At 65.3% G+C, this 13,072-nt stretch carries 13 protein-coding genes; 8 read left to right on the forward strand and 5 right to left on the reverse strand.

Going from position 1 to position 13,072, the window contains the following annotated elements; genetic code table 11:
* Window positions 1–228: 228 nt before the first annotated feature.
* Together QA649_RS09265 and QA649_RS09270 are read right to left on the reverse strand one after the other, a co-directional pair.
* Entirely contained in the window at window positions 229–786 is a 558-nt protein-coding gene (locus tag QA649_RS09265) for an SMI1/KNR4 family protein (protein WP_283023906.1), read from the reverse strand.
* 62 nt (window positions 787–848) lie between these two features.
* Entirely contained in the window at window positions 849–1,505 is a 657-nt protein-coding gene (locus QA649_RS09270; protein ID WP_283023907.1) for an XRE family transcriptional regulator, read from the reverse strand.
* Between the two features lie 181 nt (window positions 1,506–1,686).
* Between QA649_RS09270 and QA649_RS09275 the strand changes: the two genes are divergently transcribed.
* From QA649_RS09275 to QA649_RS09290, 4 genes are read left to right on the forward strand one after another with little or no spacing between them, the layout of a single operon-like run.
* The gene (locus QA649_RS09275; protein WP_283023908.1) at window positions 1,687–2,445 is read left to right on the forward strand and encodes an ABC transporter substrate-binding protein; all 759 of its coding nucleotides are present in this window, start codon (window positions 1,687–1,689) and stop codon (window positions 2,443–2,445) included.
* Window positions 2,446–2,477: 32 nt separating this feature from the next.
* Window positions 2,478–3,131: an amino acid ABC transporter permease gene (locus tag QA649_RS09280; RefSeq protein ID WP_018646200.1), complete on the forward strand. Its 654-nt coding sequence runs from the start codon at window positions 2,478–2,480 to the stop codon at window positions 3,129–3,131.
* The gene (locus tag QA649_RS09285; RefSeq protein WP_018646199.1) at window positions 3,128–3,859 is read left to right on the forward strand and encodes an amino acid ABC transporter ATP-binding protein; all 732 of its coding nucleotides are present in this window, start codon (window positions 3,128–3,130) and stop codon (window positions 3,857–3,859) included. Before QA649_RS09280 ends, QA649_RS09285 begins: the two co-directional genes overlap by 4 nt.
* A gap of 12 nt (window positions 3,860–3,871) precedes the next feature.
* On the forward strand, window positions 3,872–5,158 hold the full coding sequence (locus QA649_RS09290) for an FAD-binding oxidoreductase (protein WP_283023909.1): 1,287 nt from the start codon (window positions 3,872–3,874) through the stop codon (window positions 5,156–5,158).
* A gap of 470 nt (window positions 5,159–5,628) precedes the next feature.
* Here the strand turns inward: QA649_RS09290 and QA649_RS09295 are convergent, their stop codons facing one another.
* Window positions 5,629–7,218 (reverse strand): gamma-glutamyltransferase, encoded by a 1,590-nt coding sequence (locus QA649_RS09295; RefSeq protein WP_283023910.1) that lies wholly within the window; start codon window positions 7,216–7,218, stop codon window positions 5,629–5,631.
* A gap of 130 nt (window positions 7,219–7,348) precedes the next feature.
* Between QA649_RS09295 and QA649_RS09300 the strand changes: the two genes are divergently transcribed.
* Entirely contained in the window at window positions 7,349–8,122 is a 774-nt protein-coding gene (locus tag QA649_RS09300; protein ID WP_283023911.1) for an enoyl-CoA hydratase-related protein, read from the forward strand.
* Window positions 8,123–8,219: 97 nt separating this feature from the next.
* Here the strand turns inward: QA649_RS09300 and QA649_RS09305 are convergent, their stop codons facing one another.
* Complete coding sequence (locus QA649_RS09305; protein ID WP_260385799.1) at window positions 8,220–8,396, reverse strand: hypothetical protein; 177 nt, start codon at window positions 8,394–8,396, stop codon at window positions 8,220–8,222.
* A gap of 10 nt (window positions 8,397–8,406) precedes the next feature.
* Complete coding sequence (locus tag QA649_RS09310; protein WP_018646193.1) at window positions 8,407–8,640, reverse strand: hypothetical protein; 234 nt, start codon at window positions 8,638–8,640, stop codon at window positions 8,407–8,409.
* A gap of 200 nt (window positions 8,641–8,840) precedes the next feature.
* Between QA649_RS09310 and QA649_RS09315 the strand changes: the two genes are divergently transcribed.
* The 3 genes from QA649_RS09315 (at window position 8,841) to QA649_RS09325 (ending at window position 13,029) form a co-directional block, all read left to right on the forward strand.
* Complete coding sequence (locus QA649_RS09315; protein WP_283023912.1) at window positions 8,841–10,910, forward strand: PQQ-dependent sugar dehydrogenase; 2,070 nt, start codon at window positions 8,841–8,843, stop codon at window positions 10,908–10,910.
* Entirely contained in the window at window positions 10,867–11,805 is a 939-nt protein-coding gene (locus QA649_RS09320) for an SMP-30/gluconolactonase/LRE family protein (RefSeq protein WP_283023913.1), read from the forward strand. The genes QA649_RS09315 and QA649_RS09320 overlap by 44 nt, the downstream gene beginning before the upstream one ends.
* Window positions 11,806–12,003: 198 nt before the next feature.
* Window positions 12,004–13,029 carry a histone deacetylase family protein gene (locus QA649_RS09325; protein WP_283023914.1) on the forward strand — a complete coding sequence of 342 codons (1,026 nt, stop codon included), beginning with the start codon at window positions 12,004–12,006 and terminating at the stop codon, window positions 13,027–13,029.
* Window positions 13,030–13,072: the final 43 nt, after the last annotated feature.

Raw genomic sequence — 13,072 nt, forward strand, 5'->3', positions numbered from 1 at the left:
GGCGACGAAGCAATCCAGACTGCCTCCGCGGTAAAAGTCTGGATTGCTTCGCTTCGCTCGCAATGACGATGTGGAAGCAGCCGTGCATCCAATTCCATCACCGTCACCCTGAGGCGGCCGCGTAGCGGCCCTCGAAGGGCGACGGCCCGGCTCTCTCGGGGCCGTGCATCCTTCGAGGCTCGCTGCGCGAGCACCTCAGGATGACGGGACGATTTGGTCGCGCTCGGCTCAAGGCTCCTTCCGACGCGCGGACAGGATCCGGGCGATGTGGCCATCATCGCCGTACATGGCGTCCCAGAGATTGACGCCGGATGCCCACGAGCTGATCCAGTTTTCGAAACTGAGTGACTCCTCGAAGAACGCGTCGCTCCAGTCGTCGCCATCATGACCGTTGGGATCGAAGATCCGCATCCCGAAATCCGGGTCGAGACAATCGACGCAGGAATAGATGGCGCATCCCCAATGGCAGATCGGCAGCAGGCCATTCGGCCAAGCCAACTCCGGATCGCTCCGAAACAAATCGTAAATCGCAACAGCGGTCTTGCCGGTGTCGTCGGGAACGCCGTTCGTCAGTCCGATGAGCCCGTATCCCGGACCAAAACCTCCGTTGCCGATATCCGCGTACATTCGTTTCAGGAGGGGCGGGAACCTGAAACGAAGATGCTGTTCGTCGGAGGCAATATCACCGATCTTGGCGGGGATCAGTCCCGTGCGCGGAGGCTGGCCGAGATCAGTGGGTTTCGTCTTCAGCCGCCGCCGGATCGCAGCCATGATGAGGTCATCCATCGACGGGGCCCTTGTCCTGAAGAATGCCTTCACATCATGCCAGCAGACCGCGTTCGACGAAACTACCCCGCTCCCGTCACGCAGTTCACCCACAGCACCACAGCCTTCGCATCCTGCGCCGGATTGGAAAACCGGTGCGGCCGCCGGCTCGCAAATCTAAAACTGTCGCCGGTCTTCAGCGACCAGGTCTCGCTGTCCACGGTCAGCATCATCCCGCCTTCGAGCACGAGGCCGGCTTCTTCGCCGTCATGGGTGTAGAGCTCGTCGCCGGTGGAGCCGCCGGGCTCCAGATGCACCAGGAACAGATTGAGCCTATTGTCGGCGCTCGCCGGGCTCAGCAATTGTTTTGAGACGCCGGTGCGCCAGAGCTTGAGTTCGGGCCGCTGCAGCCCGCGCGTCACCACCTGGTCGGATGCGCCGTCGGCGCTCGGGCTCGCGCCGAACAGTGCGGCGATGCCGACGCCGAGCACGTCGGCAAGCGTCGCCAGGACGCGCAGCGACGGCGACGACAGGCCGCGCTCGATCTGGCTGAGGAAGCCGATCGACAGATCCGTCCGGGCCGCGACTGTCTCCAGCGAGAACTGCCTGGCGCGCCTGAGATCGCGGATGCGCCGACCGACCGCGATGTCCATCGCGGGCTCGGCCGGCTTGGTGACAGGCTTGGCGACGGCCTTGGCCTTCACCTTCCTGGCCGGCTTCGCGGCGGCCGGTTTGCGCATTCTTTTGCCACCGCTCACGTCAAACCGCTTCCTTCATGTGCATGAAAACCGCTTGCATCATCAGCGAAAGTGTGACCAAATTTTCATATTGGTGAAAATAGGCCGAAACGGCTTGGCCCGCAACGTCTGCGATCAAGACATCTGCGAGCGCCGGCACCGGCCGGACCCAAAGGGGGATGCGATGAAGCGTTTTGTTCAGGCCGCAGTCGCGGCGCTCGCACTGACGGCCGTGGCGCCGGCTTCGGCGCAGCAGGTGCTGAAGGTCGGCTCGACGCCGACAGGCATCCCCTTCACCTTCCTCGACACCAAGACCAATACCATCCAGGGCATCATGGTCGATATCATCACCGAGGTCGGCAAGGATGCCGGCCTCAACGTGCAGATCGAGCCGATGGCGTTCTCGGCGCTGATCCCGTCGCTGACCTCGAGCAAGATCGACATCATTGCGGCTGCGATGTTCATCACCGCGCCGCGCAAGGAGGTCGTCGACTTCTCCGACCCGATCTACAGCTACGGTGAGGGCCTCGTGGTGCCGAAGACCGACACCAAGGCCTACACCACGCAGGAAGACCTGAAGGGTGAGACGGTCGGCGCGCAAGTGGGCACCGCCTTCGTCGACGCGCTGAAGAAGACCGGCCTGTTTGCCGACGTGAAAGCGTACGACACCATTCCCGACATCCTGCGCGACGTGAACACCGGCCGCCTCAAGGCCGGCTATGCCGACTATCCGATCCTCGCCTACAATCTGAAGCAGGGTGGCTTCCCTGAGGTGCGTCTCGTCGACGGCTACAAGCCCGTCACCGTCGGCTCGGTCGGCATTGGCGTGCGCAAGGGCGAGACCGCGCTGCTCGGCAAGATCAATGCCTCGCTGGCAAAGCTGAAGGCCAACGGCACCATCGACAAGATCCTCGAGAAGTGGGGCCAAAAGGCGCAGGGTTGATTGGCTAGACCTGATCGATCGAAGGCTGCCCGATGAAGGGTTTCTTGCACGACGCCGCCGAGTTCTTCCCGATCCTGATGAACGGCGTCGCGCTGACGATCGTCGTCACCATCGGCTCGCTGCTGCTCTCGACGGTACTTGGTCTGATCTGGGCGATGATGCGGGTCTCCGGCATCAAGGCGCTGTCGATGCTCAGCGCCAGCCTGATCAACGTGATCCGCGGCATCCCGATCATCGTGCTGCTGTTCTACCTCTACTTCGTGATGCCGGATCTCGGCGTCACGCTGTCGGCCTTGCAGGCCGCCATCCTCGGGCTTGGCATCGCCTATTCGGCCTATCAGGCCGAAAACTTCCGGGCCGGTATCGAGGCGATCGACAAGGGACAGATCGAGGCGGCGCAGTCGATCGGCATGGGCTGGTGGCTCACCATGCGCCGCGTGGTGCTGCCGCAGGCCGTGCGCATCGTGCTGCCGCCTTACGGCAACGTGATGATCATGATGCTGAAGGACTCCTCGCAAGCCTCGACCATCACAGTCGCCGAACTCGCACTGCAGGGCAAGCTGATCGCGTCCTCGACCTTCAAGAACACCAACGTGTTCACGCTGGTTGCGCTGATGTATCTCACCATGAGTATCCCGCTGATCCTGCTGGTCCGTCATTTCGAGAAGCGGGCCGGCAAGCGATGATCGAGCTGAGCGACGTCCACAAGAGTTTTGGCAAGGTCGAGGTGCTCAAGGGCATCACGGCTTCCGTCGAGAAGGGCGAGGTGGTCTGCATCATCGGGCCCTCCGGCTCGGGCAAGTCCACCATCCTGCGCTGCATCAACGGGCTCGAAAGCTACGACCGCGGCGAGATCAGCGTCGAGGGGCTGAAGGTCGACCGCGACGCGCCATCGATCGTGAACATCCGCACCCAGGTCTCAATGGTGTTCCAGCGCTTCAATCTGTTCCCGCATCGCACCGCGCTGGAGAACGTGGTCGAGGGTCCGCTGTTCGTGAAGAAGGAGCCGCGTGCCCAGGTGCTCGAGCGCGGCCGCGCGCTGCTCGCCCAGGTCGGGCTCGCCGAGAAGGCCGATGCCCATCCGCCGCAGCTCTCCGGCGGCCAGCAGCAGCGCGTCGCGATCGCGCGGGCGCTGGCGATGCAGCCCAAGGCCATCCTGTTCGACGAGCCGACCTCGGCGCTCGATCCCGAGCTCGTCGGCGATGTCCTTGGCGTGATGCGCAAGCTCGCTGACGACGGCATGACCATGGTCGTCGTCACCCACGAGATGGGCTTTGCCCGCGACGTCGCTGACCGCGTGCTGTTCATCGACGGCGGTGTCATTGTCGAGCAGGGGCCGGCGAAATCGGTGCTCAATCAACCGCAGCACGCGCGCACGCAGGACTTCTTGCGCCGTGTGCTGCACCCGCTCTGATCGGTTCTCGCCATGAATGCGCGCCTGCCTCTGCCGCCCTCGCTCTATGCCGACACCGCCGTCGCGCCGGTCGCGGCGCCGCCGCTCGATACAGACAAGAGCGTTTCCGTCGCAATCATTGGCGGCGGCTATACCGGCCTGTCCACCGCGCTGCATCTGGCTGAGCAGGGCGTCGAGGCGCTGGTGCTGGAGGCGCAGGAGCCGGGCTGGGGCGCATCCGGCAACAATGGCGGCCACACCAATCCCGGATTGAAGCACGACCCCGATCAGATCGAGGCGGACTTCGGCGCCGAGCTCGGCCGCCGCATGATCGAGTTCTCCTACGGCACCACGAACTTCACGCACGACCTGATCCGCCGCTACCAGATCCCCTGTGAAGCGCGGCAGAACGGCACCCTGCGCGCGGCCTATCATTTGGCCAGCGCTGCTGCGATCGAAAACACCGCACAGCAATGCATCCGCCGCGGCATGCCCGTGACGTATCTGAACCGCGAGCAACTGCGCGAGATGACCGGCACCGACCGCTACATCGGTGCGATGCTTGATACCCGCGGCGGCGATCTGCATCCCCTGAGCTACGCCCGTGGCCTTGCGCGCGCCGCGATCTCGGCGGGCGCCAAAGTCCATGGCGAAACTCCGGCGCTGTCGCTTCGCCGCGACGGCAGCCGCTGGCGCATCGAGACGCCGCGCGCGGTCGTGCATGCGGAGAAAGTGCTGCTCGCCACCAACGGTTTTACCGACGATCTCTGGCCGGCGCTCCGCCGCACCATCGTTCCGGTGTTTTCCTCGATCGCCGCCACCGCGCCGCTCTCCGACGCGGTCGCCCGTTCGATCATGCCGACGCGCCCTGTTCTTTACGAAAGCGGCCACATCACCGTCTATTATCGCATCGACCAGCAGAACCGCCTTCTGATGGGCGGACGCGGCCCGATGCGGTGGATCAACTCTCCGCACGACGTCACCTATCTCATGCGTTATGCGGAGAGGCTGTGGCCCCAAATCAAGGGCGTCGCCTGGACCCATGGCTGGAATAGCCGGCTCGCCATCACCAAGGACCACTATCCGCACGTGCACGAGCCCGCGGAGAGCATCCTGATCTCGCTCGGATGCAACGGCCGCGGCGTTGCGCTCTCGACGGCGATGGGCGCGCAGCTCGCCCGACGGCTGATCGGCGGCACCAAGGCCGAGCTCGACATGCCCATCACGGGCATCAAGCCGATCCCGATGCACGCGTTCTGGCCGGTTGGCGTCGCGACCGCCGTGATTGCGGGCCGCGTGCGGGACCGGCTCGGCCTATGAAGAAGGCGCCGCCTTGTGAGGGGCGGCGCCTTGCAGAAAATTGCGGATCGCGTCAGCAGCGGCCCTGCTTCCACAGTCCGGGCGGACACCCGTGACCGCGCCAGCCGACCTTGCGCCCATGGTACCATCCGTACGGCGCGCCATGGTGATGATGGCCCATCGAATGGCCATGTCCATGACCATGTCCACCGCCATGGCCGCCTTTGGCTAGCACGGGACTGGTGAGTGTGAGGCCAGCTGCAACGATCAGCGACGCGGCGAGCGCAAGTTTCTTCATGTGTCCTCCAGTGGGGCGAGCGCACTTGTCCGTTCGATGAACGAACGACGCGCAGCTAAGTTCCTTGCAAATGTGGAGGAGTCGTGACGCTCGCGGAGATGCACGATCGCGCATCCGCTCAACGCGTGCTGGCACATTCGCGCTTGTGACGTGCCCGCGGCTCACCGCTGGCACGCTCTCTCGTCAACGGACTCTAGGTCTCCGCCACCGCGTCGGCCCAGGGCTGGAAGATCTCGACCGCGCCGGAATTGACCTCGCCGTCGCGCATCACCACGCTCGGGCAGGCGAATTTCTGCGGCAGCGCCTGCACGCGGCTCTCTTCATAGTCGAAGCGCGCGGCGAGAGCTTGGCGTACCTCCGCCGGCAGGCGGGAATCGCCGATCACCACCGCGCCTTCGCTGGCATCGATGCGAGGCTGGTGGATGGCGGCATCGAGGTCCATGCCGAAATCCATCGCGAAGGAGACGAGCTGCATCACCGACGGCAGGATGCGGCGGCCGCCGGAGGCGCCGACTGCGAGGCGCTTGCCGTCCGCGGTTTCGGCGATGACGGGCGTGTAGTTGGTGAGACAGCGCTTGCCTGCTGCGAGCGAGTTGGTGGTGCCCGGCGTCGGATCGAACCACATGATGCCGTTGTTCATGGCGATGCCGGTGTGCGGCGTCACGTATTTCGAGCCGAACGACGAGAGCAGCGTCTGCGTCACCGCCGCGATGTTGCCGTGGCGGTCGACCACGGAGAAATGAGTGGTGCAGGCGGGTGCAAGATATTCGGCGCCGAGCGAGCGCTTGCCGTCGGCATCACCCATGTCCTTGAGCCGCTCGCGGAAGGCTGCCTGCAGGGCAAGCGCATATTCGATATAGGCGGCCGTGTCCGGCGCGCTGGCGGGCTTCAGGCTTTGCTGCAACAGGCGCAGCGCATGCGCCATGGTCGGCCCGGCCGTGAGCTCCGGCGTCGCAAACACCTTGCCGCTGCGATAGGGGATCGCCAGCGGCTCGCGCGGATGGCTGCGGAACGCGGCGAGATCCTCCACCGACAGCGAGCCGCCGTCGGCCTTGATGTCGGAGGCGATGCTCCTGGCGAGATCGCCCTGGTAGAAATCGCGCGGGCCGGCGTCGGCGAGATGTGACAGCGTCGCCTTCAAACTCTCCAGCGGCAGCCGTGTCTCGGACTTGATGCCCCAGGGCGAACTTGGCGGCAGGCCGTCCTTCAGGAATGTCGCTGCGCTTGCGGGATAGCGCCGGAGGTCGGCCGCCGAGTTCGCGATCGTCAGCGTGGTCCACCAATCGACCAGCAGGCCTTCGCCGGCGAGCGCTGTGGCCGGCGCGACCAGATCCTTCCACGGCAGCTTCGCGTAGCGGCGATGCGCCTCCTCCATGCCGGCGACGACGCCGGGCACTGCGACCGAGCCTGGCCCGTGGATGTTGCGATCGTCCTTCACCCGCGGCCAGGGAAACAGATCGGAGGCCGCGCCTTCACCGCTGAGTGGATAATCGGCGGTGCGCAGGCTCTGCGGCGCACACATGCCGTAGTCGATCACCTCATAGCGATTTTCCTTGGCGCGGTAGAGCACCATGGCACCGCCGCCGCCGATGCCGCTGTTCCAGGGCTCCAGCACGTTCAGCGCCATGGTGGTTGCAACGATCGCGTCCACACAGTCGCCGCCCGTCGCCAGGACCTCGGCGCCCACTTCGGCCGCCCGCCGCGACTGCGCGGCGACGATGCCGCCCTTGGAGGTGACGGCGGGTTTGCGGACAGTCTGGGCGAGGCTGAACTGATGAGGCATGGTGTCGTCTTGATCTGTGTCTTGTTGTCTTTGTCATGGCTTCGTTGCGCTGACGTCGAGGCTCCGCATTGGCGGAGCGCGCGGACAATGGCACATTGCCGCCAACGAGAACATCCAAAGGAGACGCGACATGGCAGGTGTGAAACAAGCGCGGGATGGCGCGGTCGGGATTTTGACCCTCGACGAGCCCGCGAGCCTGAACGCGATGACGCCGGATCTGCTCGGCGCGCTCGCCACCGCCATCGCCGGGATGACGCAGGACGAGGGTGTGCGTGCCCTGGTCCTCACCGGGGCCGGGCGCGGTTTTTGCTCAGGGCAGAATTTGAAGGCGTCCGAGGCGCTCGGCGAGGACATCGCGGCGGGCGTGATGCGCTTCTACTGGCCGGCCTTCCGGGCGCTGCGCGAATGTCGAGTGCCCGTCGTCGTCGCCGTCAACGGGGTGGCGGCCGGCGGCGGCTTCAGCCTTGCGATGGCTGGCGACATCATCGTCGCGGCGCGGTCGGCGAGTTTTATTCAAGTGTTCAGCCGCATTGCGCTGGTGCCCGATCTCGGCTCGACCTGGCTGCTGCCGCGCCTGGTCGGCCGGCAGCGCGCACTCGAGCTGATGCTGCTCAACGAGCCGCTGACGGCGGAGCGCGCGCAGGAGATCGGCTTGGTGCGGCAGGTCGTCGACGACGAGAAGCTGATGGACGAGGCGTTGGTGCTGGCGCGCCGCCTGGCGGAGGGCCCGACGCGCGCTTTGGTCGCAACCCGCGCGCTGGTCGAGGAGAGCGAGCATTCGACCTACGAGGCGCAGTTCGGCCGCGAGATCGAGCTGCAGGCCACGATCCGCAGGAGTGCGGATGCCGTGGAAGGCCGCACCGCTTTTGTCGAGAAGCGCAAGGCGAAGTTTACGGGGCGGTGAAGGGCGGTGCGGTCCCCAAACGCATCATGGCCGGGGCGAGCCCGGCCATGATGACGAAGAGATGGAAATCGGCTGAAAAGCGCCGAAGGCGCGGCGCTCAGAGCGACCGGTCGAGCCGGCTGGCCTGATATTTGGCGCGCCATTTCGGGCCGGGCCCGCGCATGTAATGAAGCTCGGGGCGGTAGGGGTTGCCGGCGACCCTCACCAGCGTCTGCCATTTGCTGGCGACGAAAGTCAGGGGCTGGCGGAGCAGGCTGAGTGAAGCGAGCAACATGGCACCGACCTCAGTGCGGCTTGCCGAGCATGGCGGTGAAGGGGAGATCGAAGATCTCCTCGCCATCGTCATCGCTGACGTGGATCACCCAGTCGCGCCAGTCTTCGGCACCGGGCGTCTGGATCATCGAGTGCATGATCTGGGTCGCGCGGTCGCGCGCCTCGGTCAGACTGGCGACGGCGGCGCCGTAGCGGTCGATCAGCGTGCCCTCGGTGTTGGAGCAGTGAAAATAGACCTGGACCATAAGCGCCTCCTGTAGAAAGCGATTGGGACGGCAAACCGATACCACCCCAAGCATTCGCGAAACATTCGGGTCGAGCCCGGTAAGGGAATTTACGGAGATTGGTCGCCACCAAGCTCGTTACAGGTTTAATCACAGGCGAGTGATGACTGGACGGCGCTCGGGCGCCATGGAACAAGCGTCCCCGGGAAGTCGGGGGCACCGTGAACCAGTTCACCTTCGGGAGCGAATGGCGAAATCTGCGCCTGCTGGCAGTCCTGGCCGCCGCGCTGCTCGGCTTCGGCCCGGCTTCGTCCGAGCCGGACAGGAAGAGCGGCTACGCAATCGGTTCGGACAGCTGCGGCAGCGGCGACCTCGCCTTTCCCCGGATTCAGCTCGACATGAAGGCCGGATTTTGCGCCGGCCTCGTTGCCAGCGAGGAGGACCGCCTCAAATTCCCGCGTTCGATCGTCCAGGTGCCCGGCCGTGACCTGTTCGTGGTCGCCGACATGGGCGGCTGGGGTCACACCGACGGGCGGTTGCTGCTGCTCGATCCGCGCGCTGGAGAGGGCAAGCGGTTCAAGGAGCTACTGACGGGGCTCGAATACCCGTTCGGCCTCGTGATTGGCCCGGACAAGAAGCTCTATGCCTCGACCGCGGAGACGATCTTCCGGTTCGACCCGCTGGCGGATAACCCTCGCAGCACGGTCGAGACCATCATCCGCCACATGCCCGGGCGCCGGATCACCTTGCCTGACGGCACGAGGCTCGACGAGAGCGCGCACCCGCTGAAGCAGTTCGTCTTCGATCGCGACGGCCGGCTGTTCGTCAATGTCGGCTCGCATAGCGACGACTGCATCACGCCGGCGCCGATCACGAAGCCCTGTGCCGCGACCGAAGGCGGCTCGGCGATGGCCGCGATCTGGCTGTTCACGCCACCCGCAAGCGGCGACTTCCCGGCACTGAAGCCCGGCGATCTCGATCCGCCGCACACCGTCTATGCGCGCGGCTTGCGCAACTCGATGGCGCTGGCGCTGCACCCGAGTTTTCCGGATGCCGGTTACGCCTTCCTGCAAGGCGAGAACGGCCGCGACCTGCCCGATATCTTCAAGCCGAACGAGGAGATCAACGCGATCGAGCAGGGCAGGCACTACGGCTGGCCCTATTGCTACGACCTGTCGACGCCGAGCCCCGAATTCAAGCTCGTGCTGCAATCGGGGATCTACAAATCGTTCTGCACGGCCAATGCGCTCTACAAGCCGCCGCTCTCGCTGATGCCGCCGCATGGTGCGCCGCTCGCGATGCTCTATTACCACGGCGCCAAATTTCCGGAGCTGGAGGGCAAGCTGCTGGTCGGCCTGCACGGCTATCGTCCGACCGGCAGCCGTGTCCTCATCTACGATGTCGACGATCACGGCTTTCCCAGGCTGAGCGCTCCGCCGGTGCGCTACCACGTCAGCTGCGCCGCCGATCCGACGCACAGCTTTCAGGCCGACGGCACCGACGTCGCCGCCGCGCCGTTCGACGAACTGATTGCCGGCTGGCACCGCGTCAACGGCGCGCGGCCGCAGGGCGCGCCGGTCGGCATGACGGTCGCGGAGGACGGCGCCATCTGGCTGGTCGAGGACAAGAACCAGACCGTGATCCGGATCGATCGCGCCGCGGGCAATCCGCCTCAGCCGCTCCCCTGCGACACGCGCAGCCAGGCGATGGTCGACCAGCTCGCGGCCTTCGTCGCCAGGGACGCACAGAACAGCGTTCGCCTCACCACGTTGCGCAAGGGCCTTGTCGAGAAGCATTGCCTCGGCTGCCATTCCGATTTCGGCCTGAAGGCTGGTCAAACGGACGCAGAGAAGGACGCAACTGCGCTGCGCTTCATGCTGGCGCAGGACGGCTGGATCTATCCGGGCGATCCCGATGCCGGCAAGCTGCGCACGCGCCTGCGCGGCCTCGGGGCCGAGAAGCTGATGCCACCGGGCGGCGAGAGCCTGCCGAAGACCGAGCCCGGTTACACGCGCCTGCTCGACACCGCGGACCTGCTCGTCGCCAAAATGGTTCCGGGCACGCGGATGCGGATCAAGCCTGGCCCGCCGCAGCGGAAGTTTTTCAGCAAAACCAACAAGGAATGCGGCGAAATACCGGCCGCAAAGGTCGTCGTCGTGACACAAAGGAGCGCTGTAGACAGACCCGGCTTCAGCCGATTCTTCCGGCCGGCCGATCCCTATCTGAACGGCGAGTGCACCGACGACGATGGCTATTACATCCGGCAGGAATTTCTGGTGCCTGTGCAGTAGCATTTTGCTTGTCGCGACGCCGCCGGCCGCTGCCGAAACAACACTGTTCGACAGCGTGCAGGTGACGCCAGCCAGCGAATACACCTTTGGCATCGAAGGGCCCGCCGCCGATCTCGACGGCAATCTGTTCGTCGTCAATTTCGGCAAGCCCGGCACCATCGGCAAATTGCCCGCGGGCGGTGCGGCGTCGGAGCTGTTCACGACGCTCCCCGAAGGCAGCGTCGGCAACGCGATCCGTTTCGATCGCAGCGGCACCATGTTCATCGCCGACTACAAGAAGCACAACATCTTCGCGATGGCGAAGGGCGCGACCGAGCCTGCCGTCTGGTTCCACTCCGACGAGATGAACCAGCCCAATGACATCACCATCGCCCGCGACGGCACGATCTATGCGAGCGATCCGAACTGGAAGGGGCGCGAAGGCCACATCTGGCGCATCGCGAAAGCCGCGGACGGATCGGTGCACGGGCAGGTGATGTCGGCGCCGCGCGCGATGGGCACCACCAACGGCATCGATCTCAGTCCCGACGGCAAGACGCTCTATGTCGGTGAATCCAGCAGCGGCCAGATCTGGTCCTATGCGATCAACGGCAACGAGCTCACTGCGGCAAGACTGGTCAAGGCGTTTCAGCCCGACACCATCGACGGCCTGCGCACGGACATTGCCGGCCGTCTCTACGTCGCGCGCATCCTCAAGGGCACGATCGCGCTGATGAAGCCGACCGGCGCGGTCGAGCGCGAGATCCCGCTGAGGGCCAAGGAGCCGACCAACCTTGCCTTCGGCGGCAGCGACGGCAAGACCGTCTTCGTCACCCAGCGTCAGGGCGGCTTCATCGAGGCCTTCCGCACCGACCAGCAAGGCCGTGAGCACTGCCTTCAGCGCGGGCGCTGCTGAGCCGAGCCGCTTAAAGCCGGTCTGCTTCCCGCGCAGAACAGTGGCGCGAGGACGGCATTCTTCTTGCTTGCATCCGGCCGTCGCAGGCATCAAGACATCTGTGGCACCGTCAAAGCGTTTTCAAGCGAAGTGGATACCGGTTCGCGTAAAGAAAACGCGTCAGAACGAGAGTGCAGCACGCGACCACGGAGTGTTTGAGTGAAAGCCGTCCATACCGAACTGCATCGCAGCCACGATCCGCAATTCTTCCTGGTGCGCGGCGTCGTCAAGCGCACCACGGAGCAGCCCGAGCGCGCCGACCGGCTGCTCAAGGGCCTGAAGGACGGCAAGCATCAACTGGTCGAGCCGACCAAGTTCGGGCAGGGGCCGCGGGCGCGCATTCACAGTCCGGAATACCTGACGTTCCTGAGCGAAGCCTGGGACGCCTGGACCGCGCTTGGCGATTCCGGTCCAGAGATGATCGGCAACATCCATCCCGTGCGCCACGCCGCGACCTATCCCACCCATATCGTCGGCAAGCTCGGCTGGCACACCGCCGACACCGCGGCGCCGATCGGTCCGGGCACCTGGGCGGCGGCCTGTGCCGCAACGGACGTTGCGGTCACGGCGGCGCAGATGGTGATGGACGGCGAGGACGCGACCTACGCGCTCTGCCGTCCGCCGGGCCATCACGCCTATCGCGACTTGGCCGGCGGCTTCTGCTTCCTCAACAACAGCGCGATCGCGGCGGCGCATCTGCGGCTCAAGCACGAGCGCGTCGTGATCCTCGACGTCGACGTCCATCACGGCAACGGTACGCAAGGCATCTTCTACGCGCGGCCTGACGTCTACACGATCTCGATCCATGCCGATCCCGTCGCTTACTATCCCTATGTGTGGGGCTATGCGCATGAGCGCGGCGAGGGTCCCGGCCTCGGCGCCAATCTCAACATTCCCCTCGCCATCGGCACCGGCGACGACGGCTACATGCAGGCGATGGACGTGGCGCGCAAGGCGATCGAGTCCTTTGCGCCCGGCGCTCTCGTCATCGCTCTCGGTCTCGACGCCTCCGAGCACGATCCGCTGAAGGGCCTTGCCGTTACCACGCCCGGCTTCCGCCGCATCGGCCAGGCCATCGCGAAGCTGGGCCTGCCGACCGTGTTCGTGCAGGAAGGCGGCTATCTCTCGGATATCCTCGGCGCGAATTTGACTTCGGTGCTGGCGGGATTTGAAGAGGCAAGGTGATTTTCGCTGAATAGACCGTCATTCTCCGTCATTGCGAGCGAAG

Origin of the sequence: Bradyrhizobium sp. CB1717 (assembly GCF_029714325.1) — a bacterium.
In the GTDB taxonomy this organism is placed as follows: Bacteria; Pseudomonadota; Alphaproteobacteria; order Rhizobiales; family Xanthobacteraceae; genus Bradyrhizobium.